The following is a 19,710-nucleotide window of genomic DNA, read 5'->3' as shown; positions in this document are numbered from 1 at the left end:
CTGTAATGATTGATTATTTTTTTGTAACAAAAAAGCTTTTTATATTCTCTACAATCCGCTCTGATGTCTTGCCATCTCCATAAGGATTGATTGCATTTGCCATTCTTTTATATGCTTTTTCATCATTTATTAATGTATGGGTCAGTGAAAATATTTCATCTTTCTCAACCCCTGCCATTTTTACCGTACCTGCCTTTACAGCTTCCGGTCTTTCTGTTTCAGTTCTCAAAACAAGTACAGGTTTTCCAAGGGATGGGGCTTCTTCTTGAATCCCTCCTGAATCTGTTAAAATCAAGTATGCTTTTGCCATCAAGTTTGCAAAAGGTTCATAATCTAGCGGTTCAATCAAATGAATCCTCTCTATATTTCCGAGTATTTCATAAGCTAAATTTCTGACCTTTGGATTTAGATGTACAGGAAAAACGATCTCAACATCTTTATTATTTTGAATAATATCCTTCATGGCATAGAAAATATTTTCCATAGGTGCACCTAAATTTTCACGTCTATGGGCTGTTAGCAAAATCACTTTTTTGTTTTCATAATCAATATGATTCAATTGCTCATTAGAAAATTTATAATCTTTTTTCACCACTTGTAAAAGTGCATCAATCACTGTATTCCCTGTTATAGCAATCTTTTCATCATTGATTCCTTCATTTAAAAGATTTTCTCGATTTCCTTTTGTAGGGCAAAAATGAAGATGACTAAGTTTCCCTGTCAAGGTTCGATTCATTTCTTCCGGATAGGGGGAGTATATATTATGACTCCTAAGCCCTGCTTCTACATGGCCCACTTTCACCTGTTGATAAAATGCAGCCAATGATCCTACAAAGGTAGTGGTTGTATCTCCGTGTACCAATACCATATGCGGCTCTACTTCCTTCATAACCTGCTCAAGTCCCATTAGCGCACGTGATGTAATTTCACTTAATGTCTGTCCTGCTTTCATAATATTTAGATCATAATGCGGCTTTATATCAAATAGCTTTAATACTTGATCTAGCATTTCCCTATGTTGTGCTGTTACACAAACGATTGATTCAATGCTTTGATCTTTTTCTAGTGCTTTTACTACAGGAGCCATTTTTATAGCCTCTGGTCTTGTTCCAAATATGGACATCACTTTTATTTTCCCCATTTTATTTCCCCTTTTCTGTAAAAGTTCTTTCATTTAAAAATGCTTAAACGCATATGATAAAAGCCAGAAATAACTTTTCTGGCTTTATTCTTTATTCCCGCTTTTTTGTTTTCGAACACTTTGCATCCCCATACTAATATACATAAGCGCACTAGCTGCAATAATAACAAATAGTGAATCCCATGTTTTGCTTTTGCTCATAAGGGCTGCACTTATCCCAAATGTACTACTTATCGCATAAAGGATCAATACCGTTCTTTTCTGCCCCATTCCTGTTGAAAGAAGTTTATGATGAAGGTGCCCCTTGTCTGCCTCCATTATAGGTCTTCCATTTAATAATCTTCTTAAAATAGCAAAGGTTGTATCAAATATAGGAAGTCCTAAGGCAAGCACAGGCACTACTGTAGCAATAGCCGTAGCCCCTTTAACCAGACCATGGATAGAAATTGCCGCAAGCATATATCCTAAAAATAAAGAACCTGTATCTCCCATGAAAATTTTTGCGGGATTAAAGTTATAAGGTAAAAACCCTATACAAGCTCCAGCAATCGCTAAAGTCATGATAGCTGTTATCTCTCTTCCATTTACGAACGCTACATAAGAAAGAGAAAAGGCTGCAATGGTTGCAACACCTGCCGCTAATCCGTCTAATCCATCAATAAGATTTAATGTATTTGTAATCCCTACAATCCAAAATATTGTAATCGGTATGCTAAGTAGCTTTAACTCAATGGCTGCTTCCATAAAAGGAATATTGATGCTTTTTATTGTCATACCAAATACAACCAAAACTAAAGCACTAATTATTTGAACAAATAACTTCACTTTTGCAGGTAATGGTTTAATATCATCCACAATTCCCATTAAAACAATCAGGGTTCCCCCTAATAACATGCCCTTTATTTGATGTACAATCACTTGTTGTTCTGAAATAGATTTTTCTACAACAGAAGCGATTCCAAATATTTTAAATCCCAACAAAATGCTCCCAACAACGCCTAAATAAATCGCCAATCCACCCATTCTTGGGATAGGCTTTTTATGTACACGTCTCTCATCCTTTGGCACATCTATCGCACCAACTTGATGTGCTAATTTTTTCGCTAGTGGCGTCATTACAAAGGATAAGATTACGCCTATGAAAAAAACAAACAAGTATTTATTCACATAAAACACTCCTTATTTTATACACATATTCATAATCATTTTACATCAAAAGACATAAAAACTCAATGACAAAACAAGATATTTTGATTATCTTATCTCAAAATCTTTAATATCCTACCTTTTCAGTTAATGAATCATCGCTTTGAATCCATTCTTCTACATGGATAATTCTATATGCATCCGCACTATCCCTAATAATTACCCTCTCAATTCCCGCATTTATAATAATTCTTTTACACATAGCACAAGAATTTGCATCTTCAATGCGTGCTTTTGTTTTCATATCTCTTCCAACTAAATACAATGTAGCACCTAGCATATCTTTTCTTGATGCAGATAGACAAGCATTCATCTCTGCATGAACCGATCTGCACTTTTCATACATTTGTCCTCTTGGAATATTTAGTTGTTCTCTCATACAATAGCCTAAATCAATACAATTTTTTCTCCCTCTAGGCGCTCCTGAATACCCTGTTGAAATAATCTCATCATGTTTTACGATAATAGCCCCATAGTTTCTTCTAAGACAGGTTCCTCTTTTGAGTACAGTTTCTGCAATATCTAGATAGTAATTAATTTTATCTCGTCTTTCCATCCTATTTTATTCCTCCATAAAAAATTCGCATGCCGCTATTGCAGCTACTCATTTCGACAACGAAATTTTAAAGAAATCCTTTGAAATTTCTGTTGCTCAAATTTCTTAAAAGCTATTACATAGTGTTCATCGTTCTTCTATATATCATAACATAATCTAAAAAAAAAAAGAATAGATTTCGATTTCTCTACTCTCTATTCTTTAAAATATTATTATTTTGTTCCAAATAATCTGTCTCCTGCATCCCCTAGTCCTGGGATAATATAGGCATGCTCATTTAATCTTTCATCTATAGCAGCTACATAGATTTCTACATCTGGGTGTGCTTCACAAACAGCTTTTACCCCTTCAGGTGCAGCGATTAAGCACATTAATTTAATACTTGTAGCACCTCTATCTTTGATAAATTGAATGGCTGCATTTGCTGATCCTCCCGTAGCAAGCATTGGATCTACTACGATCAAATCTCTTTCTTCTACATCCGCTGGAAGCTTGCAATAATATTCCACAGGTTCTAATGTTTCTGGATCTCTATAAAGTCCTACATGTCCTACCTTTGCAGCAGGGATAAGGTTTAACATTCCATCTACCATACCAAGGCCTGCTCTTAAAATAGGAATAATTCCTAATTTTCTTCCAGATAATACTTTTGCTTTTGTCTTACATACAGGTGTTTCAATTTCTACTTCTTCTAAAGAAAGATTTCTTGTTACCTCATAACCCATTAGCATAGAAATCTCTTTTACAACTTCTCTAAATTCTTTTGAACCCGTATTTTTATTTCTTATTAACGTAAGCTTATGTTGGATCAACGGGTGGTCCATAACAAATACCTTTTCCATTTTAAACATCTCCTCTCATTCGTTAAAGTTCATCGTACACTATAAAACATTTTTATATTTATAAAAATCTTTTTTATCTTACTTTCTATATTTCTTCTCAATATCTAAAATTTTATTTACTCTTTTTTCGTGTCTTCCTCCAGCAAATTCTGTACTGAGCCAAACTTCTACTATTTTTAGCGCAAGACCTTGTCCGACTACGCGCTCTCCTAAAGACAATATGTTCGCATTGTTATGCTCTCTAGACATTTGTGCTGAAAAAGTATCTGAAACAACAGCACATCTAACGCCAGGTACTTTATTAGCTGATATGGATATGCCGATTCCTGTTCCGCAACAAATAATCCCTTTTTCATAATTTCCAGCTGTTACCGCTTCTGCTACCTTCATACCAAACTCAGGATAGTCTACAGATTCAGTAGAATGAGTTCCAAAATCTTCATATGCGATTTGTTTTTCCTCTAGATACTTCTTTATGACTTCTTTTAATTTATATCCACCATGGTCACTACCTAAGGCAATTTTCATATAAAATCCTCCTCATTCTTTTTTAATCGTTCTGATTGTATGCTACAACAAATATATTGTCAAGTATTTTATAAGAATTGTTTACTTTAATTTTATTCTATAACTTTTTCCACCAATATTTTCAAGTTTTCTTCCATCTCTTTTGCACATGCGCGATATACATCTACCGATTGTCCAAAAGGATCTATTATATCCCCAAATAAACCTATATATTCTTTTAAAGTATCTATTTTTTCTTTCGCTTCAGGTACAATTTGTAACAATTGTCTTTTATGGTTATTTGTCATGGTTAAAATCAAATCTACTTGATCAATCAATTCTTTTGTTACAACTTTTGCCGTATGTTTTTTTATATCAATGCTTTTTTCATCCATTACCTGTATTGCATTTTTAGCAGCACTTTGTCCCTGTATGGCAGATGTTCCAGCAGAAAACACTTGTACCCCCTTTGTCTTTTCTCCAGCTTCTTCAAGCATTTTTCTAAAGATCCCTTCTGCCATACTGCTTCTACAAGTATTTCCTGTACATACAAACAATATACGCATCATGCTTCTCACCTTCCAGTCTTTATGATATGATATCCTGCTGCTTTGATCATTCTGTTCATGACTGCATGTCCTAAAGATTTTTTCTCTATGCTTTCTGCAAATATAATGTCTACGCCTTCTTCATCAAACATACGAAGAACATCAAAAAGATGATTTGCAATAGATGCTACATTTTCTCGACTTCCCATTGATAAGACTACGCCTTCTTTATATAAAGTTTTCGTTTCATCCGTACACATAATCCCAACGTTAAGTCCTCTTTTTTCATTTTCTTGTTTGAGGCTATGGATTTTCTCAACTATTTTTTCTACTGCTCCTGACACAATGATTACTTCTCCTTGAGGAGAATAATGGGTATACTTCATTCCTGGAGATTTGGGTATAAGATTTACATTTCCTTCTTCTATGGCAAGGTCTACTTCAATATTTCCTAGTACCGCTTCTAATTCTTCCTTTGTTACACCCCCAGGTCTTAGAATCATAGGTTTTCCTGTCACATCTACTACTGTAGATTCAAGTCCCACCTCACAACTTCCTCCGCTTATAATCACATTTACTTTTCCTTCTAAATCATTTATTACATGTTCAGCCTTCGTAGGACTAGGCTTTCCAGATAGATTTGCACTAGGCGCTGCGATAGGTAGCCCCGCCATTTCAATTAAAAGATTCGCTATTGGATGAGAGGGCATTCTAATCGCCACTGTGTCTAGTCCACCCGTGATCACATCTGGTATTTTATCCCCTCTTTCAAATATAATGGTTAAAGGTCCTGGCCAAAATTTTTCCATAAGGATTTTTGCGTTCTCTGGTATTACTTTTACCAAATCATCCAAATCTTCTACTTTTGCAATATGTACAATCAGCGGATTATCAGAAGGTCTTCCCTTCGCCTTAAATATTTTTTTTACAGCCTTTTCATCAAGGGCATTTCCGCCTAGTCCATAAACTGTTTCGGTAGGGAAAGCAACGGTTCCACCTTCCCTTAAAGTTTTTGCAGCAAATTTTAGACGCTCTTTTTCAATGGACTTAGGATCTATTTCATAAATCTTTGTGTCTATCATTTTTATCACCTCGTAGAATTTCAATCAAATATCTTTCATTATTATACACTAATTTCAACGTTCATAAAACCATATGGTTAAACAAGTTCTCTAAATTCACCCAAATATAAACATGATTGCTCTTTTTTTCTATCTAAATTTATGATCTACTTTTTACAATTTTTGTGATAGAATAATCCCCACAATAAATCCGAATACAAATCCAAAGCTTGATACTCTTTTAAATTGAAAGCGAAGAGAGTTTGGAATTAATTCTTCGCACGTTATATAAAGCATCGTTCCAGCTGCATAGGCTAAACAAAACGCCACAAAACCTTTAGATATTTCTCCTAAAAATGCCCCAATAAAAGCGCCTAATCCTATAGGCATCCCTGCAAAGATTGTATACAAAAAAACTTTTAACCTACCCATTCCTCCTACCCTAAGCGGTGTGGCCATGGCGATCCCCTCAGGCATATTATGTAACCCAATAACAATAGATATACCTATACCCAACTCTTTCGTTGCCATAAACCCCGCTCCAATTGCTAATCCTTCTGGAAAATTATGAAGAGCAATGCCTATTCCTAATAAGATTCCTGTCTTTGTAAAATCCTCATTCTTTTCTGCTAACCCTGTCTCTAAAATCATAATCGTAAATACACCCATTATAATTCCGCTTATCGCTACATACAATTGCCCAAGTTCAAATGCTTCAGGCAATAAATCAAAACATACAATCGATAGCATGAGTCCGCTTGTAGCACCTAAAATGAAGCTTAAGCATCTATTGCTAGGGTTTTTCATAAAAAAAGCTATAATTCCTCCTAAACCCGTTCCTATTATACCTATACTTAATCCAATTAGGCTAATAACAAATATGCTCTTCATCTTCCCCCTCCATTCTCACATTCATTTCTCATTCTTTTATCTTTAAAAGTGAATGACTTACACATATCTATCTATATTCTTTTTCTCTCACATATATACAAAAGCCTGTGAACAATTGTTCACAGGCTTTTGTTATCTATTCAATCGTATCTTTAATACTTTTCCTTTCTCCTTTAAAAGACCATTTTAATAATAAAGGGGTTATGAGCGTTGTCGCAATCACAAGGACAATAGCAGACGCAAATTCCTTATGTCCAATAAGTGCCATTTTCAAGCCCAGATTTGCAATAATAATAGATACTTCTGCCCGTGGTACCATACCTATACCAACTTGTAGCGCATGTTTTCCACTAAAACCTGTTATTTTCGCTCCAAATCCACATCCCGCAATTTTACCAATAATGCCTAGTCCCAATAACAATATGCTAAATCCCAATCCATCGCCAATAGAACTTAACTCTACACCTAACCCAATCCCAACAAAAAAGATGGGCGTAAATATCGTATCCGCAATCACCCCTACATCATGAGAAACTTTGTGCCTATAAGGGGTCATAGAAAAAATAACTCCCGCAAAATATGCTCCTGTAACAGCTGCAACGCCAAGTTCTTCAGATATAAACGCTAATATTAAACAAGATATGATTGCATAGGGTACAATTCTTCTTCTTACATTGACTCTATCAGAAATTTTTACCAATATTCGTACCAAGATATATCCTACTACCATTGTAATGACAAAGAATAAAAATATTTTTAAAATAACAATAAATACATTTCCTCCAGTCCCTGGCCGTGCCATCCCTACAACAATTGTCAAAAGGACAATCCCTATAATATCATCTATAATCGCCGCTCCTAAAATACCCACCCCTTGCCTTGTTCTTAAATGGCCTAATTCTTTAAGGGTTTGAACAGATATGCTAACACTTGTTGCAACTGAAATAAGTCCTAAAATAATACTACTAATAAAATTTCCACTGATTAAATAAGCTGCTCCGCTCACCATAACTATTGGCACTATTACTCCAGCCACAGCTATTGCTGCAGAAGATTTCCCAGATGCTCTTAATTCATTTACATCTGTTTCTAATCCTGCAATAAACATAAGTAATACTACACCTATTTCAGATAGATAATGAATGAGTTCTGTCTTTTCCAATATACCCATTCCAAGAAATATACCTACTAAAATTTGTCCCAATACAGCAGGCTGCTTTAGTTTTGTACTAATGAACCCTCCTATGTTTGCTCCTAATAAAAGAATGCCAATATGCATTAAAAAGACCGCTTTTGAATCCACTGTTTTCACACTTCTTTCTTAGAAAATATTCTATTGTTAATTTGCATAAAATATATTATTCATATACCTTTCTGAAAATATAATTTATAGTCTATCACTCATACTCCTTTTTTTCAAGTAATAACTACATGTATAACAAAAAACTGAGGAACGATACGTTCCTCAGCATAAAAGCTATACGACTTGCTGTAATTTTTTTGCTTGATCTGTTGTAATCAATGCATCTAATATTTCATCAATCTCTCCGTCTAATAAATAATCTAGCTTATATAATGTTAGATTGATTCTATGATCTGTAACACGTCCTTGTGGGAAATTATAGGTTCTAATTCTTTCACTTCTATCTCCAGTACCTACTTGACTCTTTCTCTCTTCAGCAATTTCTGCATGTTGTTCTGCACACATCTTATCATACAATCTTGCTTTCAAAATTTTAAATGCTTTATCTTTATTCTTAAGCTGTGATTTTTCATCTTGACAAGAAATAACAATTCCTGTAGGCATATGGGTAACCCTTACAGCAGAATCTGTTGTATTAACACTCTGTCCACCATTTCCAGAAGAACGGAAAACATCTACGCGCACATCATTTGGATTGATTTCAACTTCAACATCATCTGCTTCTGGCAATACCGCTACAGTAGCTGTAGACGTATGGATTCTTCCTCCTGATTCTGTAGTAGGAATTCTCTGTACTCTATGGACACCACTTTCATACTTCAGTCTTGAATAAGCACCTTTTCCTTTAAGCATAAAGATAACTTCCTTAATCCCACCGACACCTGTTTCATTTAAACTCATCATTTCTACTTTCCATCGATTTCTTTCTGCATATCTTGTATACATTCTCAATAAATTTCCTGCAAACAAACCTGCCTCGTCACCACCGGCACCCGCTCGAATCTCTACAATAACATTCTTTTCATCATTCGGATCCTTAGGGATTAACAATAGTTTTAATTGATTTTCTACATCCTCTATTTTATCTTCTAACTCATTTAATTCCATCTTTGCCATTTCTCTTAATTCTTCATCATTACTTTCTTCTAAAATAGATTTTGCTTCTTCTATCCCATCTTTGGTTTCCTTATATTCTTTGTACCCATTTACAATAGGTTCGATGTCCGCAAGCTCTTTTATATATTTTTGCCATTCTGTTTGCTTATTAATAACCTCTGGGTCTGACACTTTTCGGCTCAAGTCAGCATATTTATCATGTATAAAATCTAATTTTTCAAACATCTATTTCACCTCACAAATTTTATATCAACAGTTTATTATATCATCTTTGCGCTATTTTCACAACGTAGCGGTGACGACCCTTTCAATTCCCGCCAAATCTTTTATCTTCTTTATATCTCTATAGCACCCTTTTTCCATCATCATTACCTTTACCCTGTCTCCTTGATCATGTCCTACTTCAAGGGCAATACAACCTCCTTTTTTTACAAAAAACATTGCTTCATCAATTATTCTTCTATAGTAATCTAATCCATCTATCCCACCATCTAATGCAAGCTTTGGTTCATGTTTTGCAACTTCTATCTGAAGCTTTTCAATTTCATCCCTCGGTATATAAGGTGGATTAGAAACCAATAGATCGATCTTTCCTTCTATCTTTTCTTTTCTTAAAGGTTCAAATAGATCTCCCTCTAAAAAAGTAATATTGTTGGTCTCATTATATTGAGCATTTCTTTTTGCAATCGCTAAGGCTACTGGGGATATATCTACAGAATATACGTAGCTTTTTTTTATATATTTTGCAAGGCTTATCGTGATGGCACCACTTCCCGCTCCTAGGTCCGCGACCCTTATAGGTTCATTATTCCTTTTCTTTGCCCATTCTATTACACTTTCTACTAATATTTCTGTATCCGCCCTAGGAATAAGTACCCCTTCTTTTACATAGAAGTCTAGTCCCATGAACTCTTGAGTATTTGTAATATATTGTACAGGCATACCGTTAATTCTTTTTTCAATAAGGGTTAAAAAAAGAGAAACTTGTTCATCTGTCAAGCAATCGTTTCGATGGGTATATAAAAAATATCGTTCTTTCTTTAAAACATGACACAAAAGCACCTCTGCATCTAACAGAGGTGTTTGTATGCTCATTTTTTCCATTCTACTTACAACTTCTTTTAAAGCTTCTTGTATCTTTACTGCCAAAGGTCTGCCTCCTTGTCCTCCACCAAAACATTTTTCATTGCAGCAATTGCTACTTCTAATTGACTATCGTCCGGTTCTCTTGTCGTTAATTTTTGTAGCAATAATCCTGGATAACTAATCATTTGTACAAATTTAGATTGGCTTTTTCCTGCCCATTTTAAAACTTCATAAGAAATCCCTGCAACGATTGGTAGCAATACAAATCTCGACAAAATCCGCATCAAAGGATTTGGCCAACCTACCATGGAAAATAGAATAAGACTTACAATCATCACAAACACAAGAAAACTTGTCCCACATCTTGGGTGAAGGGTTGGAAAAGTTTTTGCATTTTCTACCGTTAAAGGAAGCCCACTCTCATAACAATGAATGGTTTTATGTTCTGCCCCATGGTATTGAAAGACTCTTTGTATATCCTTCATTCTTGAGATCAAAAGAATATATCCTACAAATAACAGAATTCTTACTATGCCTTCTACAGCATTTAAAGCCCACGCATTTGTTATTTTTCCCTTCAGAAAATTCATTGCTACCGTTGGAGAAATAATAAAAAGAATGATCCCTACAGCTAGCGCCATAAATACAGAAAAATAAATGAGCATATCATTCGCCTTATCTCCAAAATTCTTCTCAATCCATAGCTCAAACTTTCCTTTTTCTTCTGTATCCTCTTCTTCTTCAAAAAACTCAGCAGAGTATGTGAGTGACTTTACACCCATAACCATCGCATCAATCAGCGCAATGCTTCCTCGAATAATAGGAATTTTCGTAAAGATACTCTTTGTCATTCCCTTTATCGCTTCTTTTTTTATAACAATCTCTTGGTCTTGCTTTCTAACTGCAATAGCAATATCTTTTGGACCTCTCATCATAATACCCTCTATTACTGCTTGCCCCCCAATACTTGTTGGTCTTGCCTGCTTCCTAAAAATCTTTTCGTAATCCAAATGAATCCTCCTTTCAGAAAGGTATATTTTTTCTCCATATACAACAAAGGTTAGAGATCATCATCTCTAACCTAAAATTATCTAAAATCTCTATCCTATTATTACTTCATGCCATATTTTTGCTTAAACTTATCCACACGTCCACCTTGACTTGCAAACTTTTGTTTACCCGTATAGAATGGATGACATTCTGAACAAACTTCCACTTTGATTTCTTCTTTTACAGAACCTGTTTCAAATGTATTGCCACAAGCACATTTTATAACTGATTTTTTGTAATCTGGATGGATTGCTGCTTTCATGTTATTCACCTCTTTCTTTTGTATTTCTCTATATCAAAACATAATTCTTCATTTTCAACTATTACATTATAGCATAGGCGATATTTAAGTTCAAGCGTTTTTTCGTTTAAATTTTATTGCGCATCTTTTCTACAAACTCTAGATTTGTTTTCGTTTCTGTAAGCTTATTAATAATGGTTCCTGTCATTTCTTGGGTTTGGTTGTTAGACATGGCACGCCTGATATTCCATATAGCCTCTAATTCTTTTTGGTTCATCAATAGATCTTCTCTTCTTGTTCCTGATTTATTCACATTAATTGCAGGGAATATTCTTTTTTCTGATAGTTTTCTATCTAAGTGTAGTTCCATATTTCCTGTACCTTTGAATTCTTCAAAAATCACATCATCCATACGGCTTCCTGTATCGATCAAAGCAGTCGCTAAAATTGTTAAGCTACCACCTTCTTCAATATTTCTAGCTGCACCAAAAAATCTTTTTGGTTTGTGCAGTGCGCCAGGGTCTAGTCCTCCTGATAATGTTCTTCCAGTAGATGGGATTGTCAAGTTGTATGCACGGGCAAGCCTTGTAATACTATCTAATAAGATTACCACATCTTTTCCATGCTCTATAAGCCTTTTAGCTCTATTTAAAACCATTTCAGCTACCTTTATATGGTGACTTGGCAATTCATCAAACGTAGAGTAGATTACCTCTCCATTAATAGACCTTTGCATATCTGTAACTTCCTCTGGTCTTTCATCTATTAAAAGGACTATAATCTCAATCTCTTTATGCTTTTGTGCAATACTATTTGCAATTTTTTTAAGCAATATGGTTTTTCCAGCCTTCGGTGGGGCTACAATCAAGCCTCTTTGCCCTTTTCCTATAGGCGCAATTAAGTCAATGAGTCTTGTTGAAAGATCTGTAGGATCATATTCAAGGGTTAGCCTTTCATTGGGGTAAATAGGTGTGAGATTATCAAAGTTAGGTCTTTTCGAAGCGATTTCAGGATTGTCATTGTTAACCTTTTGTACATATAGAAGAGCTCTAAATTTTTCACCACTTTTCGGTGGTCGCGTAATACCTAAAACTTTATCACCTGTTTTTAAATTAAACCTTCTGATTTGTGAGGGTGATACATATACATCCTCATCGCTGGTAAGAAAATTATAAAATCTTAAAAATCCAAATCCGCCTTCAGTAAGTTCAAGTACACCTTCTACGGTATCTACATTTCGACTGTTATCTATTTCATTATTGATCTTTTCCGGCAGTTTCTCTCGGTTCATCTGAATTTTCTTTTCTTCTACTGCTTCTTCTTTTTTCGAAGTGGCCATCACTAGTTCTATTAGTTCATGTTTTTTATACTTCGTGATATTTTTTATATGAAGCTTTTTTGCCATCTCTCTCAGCTCGTCCAACTTCTTTTTTTCTATTTCAAGCAAATCCAAAACCACACCTCCGTTTATGTCTATCATAACCAAGCGATTCGCACAAAATTAATAATTTTGGCTATCTGCTTATACTTGAAGGTTGTATATACAACCTTCAAGTCATCATTCAAAATTTATTTTTTCTAGAACTTCAATCCTTACAATTCTATATGGCATCGTTTTTATTGTCAAGTCCTTGCTATTATTTTGCATACTCTGGTTTTTGATCCAATTTGTGAACAGTTTCTATAAATCTGATTGTGCCTGTTTCTGCACGCATGACAACAGAATGGGTTCTTGCCATATTGTTTCCATAATAGGTAACCCCTTTTAATAAATCCCCATCAGATATCCCAGTAGACGCAAATAACACTTCATCTCCCTTTACCAAATCTTCCATCAGCAATACCGTATCTGTAGGTACGCCCATTCTTTCACATCTTTCTTTTTCTTCTTCTTCGAAAGGAACTAACTTCCCTTGAAATTCTCCCCCTAAACATTTTAGGGCAGCTGCAGCAATAACCCCCTCTGGTGCACCCCCAATGCCAAGCATGATATCTACGCCTCGATCTTCAAAGCATGTAGCAATAGCCGCAGCCACATCTCCTTCTTGGAACAATTTTATTCTTACTCCTAATTCTCTACATTCTTTCATGATTTTTTCATGTCTCTCTCGATCAAGCATTGTCACTGTAAGGTCTGTAATGTTTTTATTAAGTGCTTTTGCAACATTTATCAGATTTTCTTTTACGGGTGCATCCAGAGAAACCACACCTTTTGCTTTAGGACCTACTGCAATTTTGTCCATATACATATCGGGTGCATTTAAAAGATGTCCTTTGGGTGCTATCGCTACTACAGCTACAGCATTTGGAAGTCCCTTTGCAACACAATTCGTTCCATCTACAGGATCTACAGCAATATCTACCTTTATAGATCCTTCTACAGACTTTCCTATCTGCTCCCCAATATAAAGCATGGGTGCTTCATCCATTTCTCCTTCACCAATCACGACTGTTCCATCTATGTTTAATGTATCTAGCATACTTCTCATGCCATCAACAGCTGCTTGGTCCGCGATATTTTTATCGCCTCTCCCCATATATTTTGCAGCACCTAATGCTGCTGCCTCCGTAACTCTCGCTAAGTTTAATGCCAGATTTCTATCCATAAAAATATGCCCCCTTATTTATGTTTCGCCATCGTTTCTATTAATATATCATTCTTATCTAACTTATGAATTGCATCTACAAATCGAATCGTTCCAGTACTCCCTCTCATCACTACAGAGTGCGTTCTTGCTCTATTATTCTCCAAATAAGTAACCCCTTTTAATAATTCCCCATCAGATACGCCCGTTGCTACAAATAATACATCATCAGAGCTTACCAAATCATCTAAAGTAAGTAATTTCGCTCTTTTCTCTTTTGTCCATCCTAACTCCTCACACCTAGCTTTATCTTCCTCATAAAGCGGTATGATTTTTCCTTGCATTTCTCCACCCATGCATTTGATCGCTGCTGCTGCAATCACACCTTCTGGCGCACCACCAATTCCCATAAATATATCAATTCCTGTATCTTCAAAGCACGTAGCAATTGCTGTCGCTACATCCCCATCACTAAATAGTTTGATTCGACATCCAGCAATTCTTGCTTCTTTAATAATTTCTTTATGTCTTTCTCGATCTTGAATCATTAAGGTTAAATCCTGCATCTCTTTATTTAAAGCCTTTGCAACTGCTTTTAAGTTTTTTTCAACAGAATCTTCTAAGTTGATACATCCTTTTGCCTTCGGTCCTACTGCAATCTTTTTCATATATGTATCCGGTGCATGTAATAATGTACCCTTTGGTGCCATAGCAAGTACTGCAATAGCATTTGGAAGTCCCTTGGCAATCAAGTTTGTTCCTTCTAGTGGATCTACTGCAATATCCACTTCTTTATCTAGTTCTTTACACGTTCCTACTTCTTCTCCTATATAGAGCATCGGGGCTTCATCAAGTTCCCCTTCGCCAATCACTACCGTTCCTTTAATCGATACATGCGAAAATGCTTTCCTCATCCCATCTACCGCCGCTTGATCTGCAGCTTCCTTATCTCCTCTACCCATATATCTCGCACTCGCTAGTGCAGCTGTTTCTGTAACCCTTACAATTTCTAAAGCTAAATTTCTATCCATTTTTTTACCTCCAATAAACTGTATGTACGTCATATTAATAAAAGCACAATACTTCCTTTTATCAATATTAATATATCACTTTATATCATTATAACATACTTTTTTCTATCTATTATTCCAATCCGCCTTAAATCTTTCGATTCCTTTATCTGTAAGTGGATGATTTAGCATTTGGTTAAATACCTTGTAAGGGATAGTTGCAATATGTGCGCCTGCTAATGCGGACTCCATCACATGTGCTGTATGACGAATACTTGCTGAAATAATTTCTGTCTCTATGCCATGTAGTTCAAAAATATTTGCAATATCACGTATCAAATCCATGCCAATATTGCCTATATCATCCATTCTTCCTACAAAAGGACTGACAAAACTTGCCCCAGCACGTGCTGCAAGCAATGCTTGGTTTGCAGAAAATATCAAAGTCACATTGGTCTTAATTCCTTTTTGTTTCAATGCCTTTACTGCTTTTAAGCCTTCTGCATTCATCGGAATTTTAATCACGATATTTTTATGTAGTTTGGATAATTCTTTTCCTTCTTTTACCATTTGTTCAGCAGTTTCTCCCATTACTTCTGCACTGATAGGTCCATCTACAATTTCTGTTATTTCTTTGATCACTGTTTCAAAATCTCTTCCTTCCTTTGCGATAAGACTTGGATTCGTAGTTACCCCTGCTAATACTCCCCACATGCCAATTTCTCTAATCTCCTCTACATTTGCTGTATCAATAAATAATTTCATTTTTATTCCTCCCTTATTCTTTTTCCTATTCCTATTATATACAAAATCATTACATGTTAAAAGTATAAAAAAGAACCCCTAAAAAATGGAGTTCTTTTTTGCCTATTTATTTTTAGCTATTTAAAGGTTTTAATCCTAGGATCTCTCTTGCTTCAGTGGGTGTTGCGATTTGTCTACCTAATTCTTTGGCGATTCTAACCACTTTTTCAACAGACTCTCCATTGCTTTTTGCTGCAACCCCTTTTTCAATATAAACATTGTCTTCAAACCCTACTCTTACATGTCCACCCATCGCGATCGCAATAGCTGCCATTTGAAATTGGCTTTTGCCAACTCCTGCTACTGTCCATGTAGAACCTACTGGTATACTATCTACCATAAATGCTAAATCTCTTGCAGTGGCACTCATTTGAACCCCTAGTACAAAATCAAAGTGCATTGGTGTTTTTATGTAGCCTTTTTTATGCATCTTGATCGCAATGTCAATCATTCCCTTATCGAATACTTCAATTTCAGGTTTCACGCCTCTTTCAATCATAATCTTCCCAAAGTTTTTGATCGTATTATCTGTATTTACAAATACTTCATCTCCACCAAAGTTGCAAGTACCACAATCAAGCGTTGCCATTTCAGGATGCTTTAGTCCTAATGCTAATTCTTCAACTTCTGTAGACTGAAGTCTCTCAAGGTCCGTCATCCCTACAGCGCCACCTGTTGAAGGCTGAATGATTGCATCTGGACAAATTTTTCTAATGGCATCGATGCATGCTTTAAATCTGTTTTTATCTTGTGTGGGTGTGCCGTCATCTTCTCTTACGTGTAAGTGAATAATGCTCGCTCCTGCTTTATAAGCAGTATGTGCTTCTCTTGCTATTTCTTCTACTGTATAAGGAACATTTGGATTGTGTTCTTTTGTTACCTCTGCGCCACATATTGCAGCTGTAATAATTAATTTTTCCATGCTTGTGTCCACTCCTCATCTTAAATTTTTTTTCTTCTAACTTATTTTCTTTGAGAATCCTTTGGTGTAACACAAGTTCCAATCGCTGTACAAACAACGATTGGCTCATCTAATACATCCGCTGCCGACGCACTGATATCTTTTCTTGAAATCACTACTTTTCTTGCTTCAAACTTCATTTTTCTTGAAGTATTTCCTTCTTTGATGATTTCTCCAACGACTTCAATATAGTCTCCTGCATAAACAGGTGCTAAAAATTTAATTTCTTCGTATCCTGCAAATAACCCCTCGTCTCCATCACGCATGATTAATAGCTCTGTCGCCAAATCTCCAAATAAATGTACCATATGCGCGCCATCTACTAATTCTCCACCGTAATGTGCGTCCTTTGCACTCATTCTCAATCTTAATGATGTTTTGATTGTTTTTTCCATTTTATATTCCTCCTAATATCTTTATGTTTTTTATAAAGATATTGAAAGCCTTGCCCAAAAGTAAATCATGCCCATATCATTATATCATTAAATGGGAGGTTGGGACAATGTGTAAATACAAAAAAGAAACCTAACTAGGGTATTTTCCTAGTCGGGTTTCAAATATACTTTTACTATATTTTAGAAATATTAGCCATAAAAACTAATCAATTACCACAATTCTACTTGCCTTAAACATATCCTCATCTTCAAAACGCCCATTCATCATAATCTCATCATCTTCATCTAAATTTTTTAATCTTGTCTCTTTCCCATCTGAACCAATAATCTTTGCATCATCCTCTAAAAATACAGAAATTTTATCGTCTTCACGATCTTTTACATTGAAAAGTCTTACGCTAATAATACTACCATAGATCCTTATAATCTCTCCTGTAATTCTATCTGTACTCGCCTTTCCTTCTGCTTCAATCTTATTAACCTTTCCGTTATCAAGACGAAGTCTCACCTCATAGCCAATTTCTAAGTCTTTTAATTCTTTATTCTTATCTTTTTTACCATCTTTATCTTTTATTTCAACCGTTATCCCCCTTTTTATTTCATATTTTAAGGTTTCTTTATCATCTGTTTTAATAGTGATACTTGAAGGATCACCCCGCGTAATTTGTTTAATAACCCCATCTACTTTACTTCTTTTATCTGTACGTTCTATGGCTGTAATTTCTGTCACTTTTCCATACTCAACTTTTATCGTAACAATATCTCCTTCTTCTAGTAAATCTAATTTATCATCTCCATCACGATCAATATCTACATCATCATCTACTGTAAATTCTTTAACATCGCCACTGTTCATTTGCAATTTTAAAATTGGTTCTTTTTTAAATAGTATTCTTGAATCCAAAATTCCTTGATACGTCTTATCTTCCTCGTCTATTTCTATTTTTATAGCACGGTCTCCTACATATTTGATATAAATATCCATGCCTTTTACTAGTTTATCTGCATCTACATCGTCTCTATCATATTCAATCTCTGTATCTTTATCAATTTTCAATTCTTTTTTTATAATTAAATTAGTTCTATCTCGGGCCATTAATAAATACGTCTTATCATATTTATCAATTTCTTTTAAGCTTTCTACACGACCTTCCATACTTGTTACTGTATCATCTACTTGGATTTCATCAAGTTCTCCTTTGTTATCAAAAATAAGCTTGATGCCATCCCCTTTATTTAAGTCATCAATATCTTTTGATCTTCCACCAATTTTGATACGAACCCCTTTTAAATTATAAACTTCAGATTTGCTTTTTTTATTTTTTACAATAAGTAATTTTGCATCTTCATCAATATAATCAATAATTCTTGTTTTATCATCTGATCCCGTTGTAGCATTTGAAGATACTTTTACCTCTATTCCTTGCACATCACCACTTGTGTTAAATGTTAATTTTACAGTATCTCCTTGTTTTAGATCATTTAAAGTAATATATTTACCATCTTTTCTAACATATGTAGTTTTTAATGTATAAGACTTTTTATCACCTTTCGTATCTTTTACAATAAGCATTTTTGCATCTGATGACACATAATCGATGGTTCCTTCTAGGTCACTTAATACAGGTGTACTTGGTGATACAACTACAGTTGATTCCTTTACTATTAGATCATAAGTATTTGAACACATAGTCGCCATTACTGCTCTATTTATAATGCTATTTGGATTAAATTTATTTTGTGTATCTCCATCAACAATTTTATTTTTTTTCAAAAGATCTACATATGGAAGCGCTGCTGTTTTTATGGTTTCAGCATCTACAAAATTAAGTACTGGAAGGGCTTCAAGTTTCATCTCCAAAGATTTCCCAATGAATACAGCTACATCTACCTTTTTTGCATATACCGGATTTCCATTTTTTACAAATGCCTTTACTTCATCTTGATGCAAAATACCATACTCTACGCCATAAGCTACTGCTTCATGTGCCCAAGTAGGTATTTTATTTGCATTTAATGCTGCTGCATATTTCGTTGCAAGTCCTGTAGTAGACTTTAGCTTATTTGCTGCTTTTAACGTATTGTAAATCATTTGCATTGCTTCTATGTAACTTACACTTTTGTCTGGTTTAAAGGTAGCCTTTAAGGTATAATCATCAAAATACCCACTAATAATTTTTTTATCTGCCATCTTTGTAATAAAATCCTTTGCCCAATGGTTGCTTGGTACATCCGAAAAAGATACCGCTGCAAAACTACTAATGGTACTCAATACAAACATCCACACAACAAGTACAAAACTAATTTTTCTTTTCATTGTATATATTTACCTCCTCATATCTACATTTTTTATTCATTTTCGCATTTTGTGTATGTATTCTATATATAACTAAAAAATCCTTTTAAAAATAGGAAATGTAATAAAATAGTAATATATCAAAAAACCAACCAAGATTTATCTTAGTTGGTATGCAAACTTTGTTAAACGATAAAAATATTATTTTTT

20 protein-coding genes are annotated in these 19,710 nt (G+C 34.8%); all 20 read right to left on the bottom strand.

The features are described from left to right. Positions 1-13: 13 nt before the first annotated feature. Complete coding sequence (gene wecB / locus EV214_RS05095) at positions 14-1,141, bottom strand: non-hydrolyzing UDP-N-acetylglucosamine 2-epimerase (protein ID WP_132243366.1); 1,128 nt, start codon at positions 1,139-1,141, stop codon at positions 14-16. An 84-nt stretch (positions 1,142-1,225) separates the two neighbouring features. Beyond that, the gene (locus EV214_RS05090; RefSeq protein WP_243116556.1) at positions 1,226-2,308 is read right to left on the bottom strand and encodes an MraY family glycosyltransferase; all 1,083 of its coding nucleotides are present in this window, start codon (positions 2,306-2,308) and stop codon (positions 1,226-1,228) included. 106 nt (positions 2,309-2,414) lie between these two features. Next, positions 2,415-2,903 (bottom strand): deoxycytidylate deaminase, encoded by a 489-nt coding sequence (locus EV214_RS05085; RefSeq protein WP_132243364.1) that lies wholly within the window; start codon positions 2,901-2,903, stop codon positions 2,415-2,417. A 212-nt stretch (positions 2,904-3,115) separates the two neighbouring features. Next, a complete protein-coding gene (gene upp, locus EV214_RS05080; protein ID WP_132243362.1) occupies positions 3,116-3,745 on the bottom strand; it encodes a uracil phosphoribosyltransferase in 630 nt (209 codons plus the stop codon). A gap of 78 nt (positions 3,746-3,823) precedes the next feature. Further along, positions 3,824-4,273, bottom strand: a complete 450-nt coding sequence (gene rpiB, locus EV214_RS05075; protein WP_132243360.1) for a ribose 5-phosphate isomerase B — start codon at positions 4,271-4,273, stop codon at positions 3,824-3,826. A 92-nt stretch (positions 4,274-4,365) separates the two neighbouring features. After that, on the bottom strand, positions 4,366-4,821 hold the full coding sequence (locus EV214_RS05070; protein ID WP_132243358.1) for a low molecular weight protein arginine phosphatase: 456 nt from the start codon (positions 4,819-4,821) through the stop codon (positions 4,366-4,368). Positions 4,822-4,826: 5 nt separating this feature from the next. After that, positions 4,827-5,882: an L-threonylcarbamoyladenylate synthase gene (locus EV214_RS05065; protein ID WP_132243356.1), complete on the bottom strand. Its 1,056-nt coding sequence runs from the start codon at positions 5,880-5,882 to the stop codon at positions 4,827-4,829. Positions 5,883-6,035: 153 nt separating this feature from the next. Beyond that, positions 6,036-6,752, bottom strand: coding sequence for a ZIP family metal transporter (locus tag EV214_RS05060; RefSeq protein WP_132243354.1), 717 nt, complete (start codon positions 6,750-6,752; stop codon positions 6,036-6,038). A gap of 136 nt (positions 6,753-6,888) precedes the next feature. Continuing rightward, positions 6,889-8,055 (bottom strand): cation:proton antiporter, encoded by a 1,167-nt coding sequence (locus EV214_RS05055; RefSeq protein ID WP_243116555.1) that lies wholly within the window; start codon positions 8,053-8,055, stop codon positions 6,889-6,891. A gap of 174 nt (positions 8,056-8,229) precedes the next feature. Continuing rightward, the gene (gene prfA, locus EV214_RS05050) at positions 8,230-9,297 is read right to left on the bottom strand and encodes a peptide chain release factor 1 (RefSeq protein ID WP_132243352.1); all 1,068 of its coding nucleotides are present in this window, start codon (positions 9,295-9,297) and stop codon (positions 8,230-8,232) included. Positions 9,298-9,354: 57 nt separating this feature from the next. Next, a complete protein-coding gene (prmC, locus tag EV214_RS05045) occupies positions 9,355-10,221 on the bottom strand; it encodes a peptide chain release factor N(5)-glutamine methyltransferase (protein WP_132243350.1) in 867 nt (288 codons plus the stop codon). Then, positions 10,212-11,168 (bottom strand): DUF1385 domain-containing protein, encoded by a 957-nt coding sequence (locus EV214_RS05040; RefSeq protein ID WP_330571261.1) that lies wholly within the window; start codon positions 11,166-11,168, stop codon positions 10,212-10,214. The genes prmC and EV214_RS05040 overlap by 10 nt, the downstream gene beginning before the upstream one ends. Positions 11,169-11,269: 101 nt before the next feature. Continuing rightward, a complete protein-coding gene (rpmE, locus tag EV214_RS05035) occupies positions 11,270-11,470 on the bottom strand; it encodes a 50S ribosomal protein L31 (protein WP_132243348.1) in 201 nt (66 codons plus the stop codon). A gap of 106 nt (positions 11,471-11,576) precedes the next feature. Then, positions 11,577-12,929, bottom strand: coding sequence for a transcription termination factor Rho (gene rho / locus EV214_RS05030; protein WP_132243346.1), 1,353 nt, complete (start codon positions 12,927-12,929; stop codon positions 11,577-11,579). 157 nt (positions 12,930-13,086) lie between these two features. Beyond that, positions 13,087-14,055: a class II fructose-bisphosphatase gene (glpX, locus tag EV214_RS05025; RefSeq protein WP_132243344.1), complete on the bottom strand. Its 969-nt coding sequence runs from the start codon at positions 14,053-14,055 to the stop codon at positions 13,087-13,089. A 14-nt stretch (positions 14,056-14,069) separates the two neighbouring features. Continuing rightward, positions 14,070-15,065, bottom strand: coding sequence for a class II fructose-bisphosphatase (gene glpX, locus EV214_RS05020; RefSeq protein ID WP_132243342.1), 996 nt, complete (start codon positions 15,063-15,065; stop codon positions 14,070-14,072). A gap of 105 nt (positions 15,066-15,170) precedes the next feature. Continuing rightward, on the bottom strand, positions 15,171-15,809 hold the full coding sequence (gene fsa, locus EV214_RS05015) for a fructose-6-phosphate aldolase (RefSeq protein WP_132243340.1): 639 nt from the start codon (positions 15,807-15,809) through the stop codon (positions 15,171-15,173). Positions 15,810-15,921: 112 nt separating this feature from the next. Further along, entirely contained in the window at positions 15,922-16,770 is an 849-nt protein-coding gene (gene kce / locus EV214_RS05010) for a 3-keto-5-aminohexanoate cleavage enzyme (protein WP_132243338.1), read from the bottom strand. Positions 16,771-16,811: 41 nt separating this feature from the next. Then, on the bottom strand, positions 16,812-17,204 hold the full coding sequence (gene kal, locus EV214_RS05005; RefSeq protein WP_330571258.1) for a 3-aminobutyryl-CoA ammonia lyase: 393 nt from the start codon (positions 17,202-17,204) through the stop codon (positions 16,812-16,814). 202 nt (positions 17,205-17,406) lie between these two features. Further along, positions 17,407-19,521: an S-layer homology domain-containing protein gene (locus EV214_RS05000; RefSeq protein ID WP_132243336.1), complete on the bottom strand. Its 2,115-nt coding sequence runs from the start codon at positions 19,519-19,521 to the stop codon at positions 17,407-17,409. Positions 19,522-19,710: the final 189 nt, after the last annotated feature.

Origin of the sequence: Marinisporobacter balticus, from assembly GCF_004345705.1 — a bacterium.
GTDB lineage: Bacteria > Bacillota > Clostridia > Peptostreptococcales > Thermotaleaceae > Marinisporobacter > Marinisporobacter balticus.
The sequence above is the reverse complement of the archived record's forward strand: the minus strand, read 5'-3'. Positions and strand labels throughout refer to the sequence as shown.

What these genes read in the sequence shown, in the direction of transcription:
- wecB (WP_132243366.1), bottom strand. Translation starts at nt 1,141, where the DNA reads ATGGGGAAAATAAAAGTGATGTCCATATTTGGAACAAGACCAGAGGCT.
- EV214_RS05085 (WP_132243364.1), bottom strand. Translation starts at nt 2,903, where the DNA reads ATGGAAAGACGAGATAAAATTAATTACTATCTAGATATTGCAGAAACT.
- upp (WP_132243362.1), bottom strand. Translation starts at nt 3,745, where the DNA reads ATGGAAAAGGTATTTGTTATGGACCACCCGTTGATCCAACATAAGCTT.
- rpiB (WP_132243360.1), bottom strand. Translation starts at nt 4,273, where the DNA reads ATGAAAATTGCCTTAGGTAGTGACCATGGTGGATATAAATTAAAAGAA.
- EV214_RS05070 (WP_132243358.1), bottom strand. Translation starts at nt 4,821, where the DNA reads ATGATGCGTATATTGTTTGTATGTACAGGAAATACTTGTAGAAGCAGT.
- EV214_RS05065 (WP_132243356.1), bottom strand. Translation starts at nt 5,882, where the DNA reads ATGATAGACACAAAGATTTATGAAATAGATCCTAAGTCCATTGAAAAA.
- EV214_RS05060 (WP_132243354.1), bottom strand. Translation starts at nt 6,752, where the DNA reads ATGAAGAGCATATTTGTTATTAGCCTAATTGGATTAAGTATAGGTATA.
- prfA (WP_132243352.1), bottom strand. Translation starts at nt 9,297, where the DNA reads ATGTTTGAAAAATTAGATTTTATACATGATAAATATGCTGACTTGAGC.
- rpmE (WP_132243348.1), bottom strand. Translation starts at nt 11,470, where the DNA reads ATGAAAGCAGCAATCCATCCAGATTACAAAAAATCAGTTATAAAATGT.
- rho (WP_132243346.1), bottom strand. Translation starts at nt 12,929, where the DNA reads ATGATAGACATAAACGGAGGTGTGGTTTTGGATTTGCTTGAAATAGAA.
- glpX (WP_132243344.1), bottom strand. Translation starts at nt 14,055, where the DNA reads ATGGATAGAAATCTGGCATTAAACTTAGCGAGAGTTACGGAGGCAGCA.
- glpX (WP_132243342.1), bottom strand. Translation starts at nt 15,065, where the DNA reads ATGGATAGAAATTTAGCTTTAGAAATTGTAAGGGTTACAGAAACAGCT.
- fsa (WP_132243340.1), bottom strand. Translation starts at nt 15,809, where the DNA reads ATGAAATTATTTATTGATACAGCAAATGTAGAGGAGATTAGAGAAATT.
- kce (WP_132243338.1), bottom strand. Translation starts at nt 16,770, where the DNA reads ATGGAAAAATTAATTATTACAGCTGCAATATGTGGCGCAGAGGTAACA.
- kal (WP_330571258.1), bottom strand. Translation starts at nt 17,204, where the DNA reads ATGGAAAAAACAATCAAAACATCATTAAGATTGAGAATGAGTGCAAAG.
- EV214_RS05000 (WP_132243336.1), bottom strand. Translation starts at nt 19,521, where the DNA reads ATGAAAAGAAAAATTAGTTTTGTACTTGTTGTGTGGATGTTTGTATTG.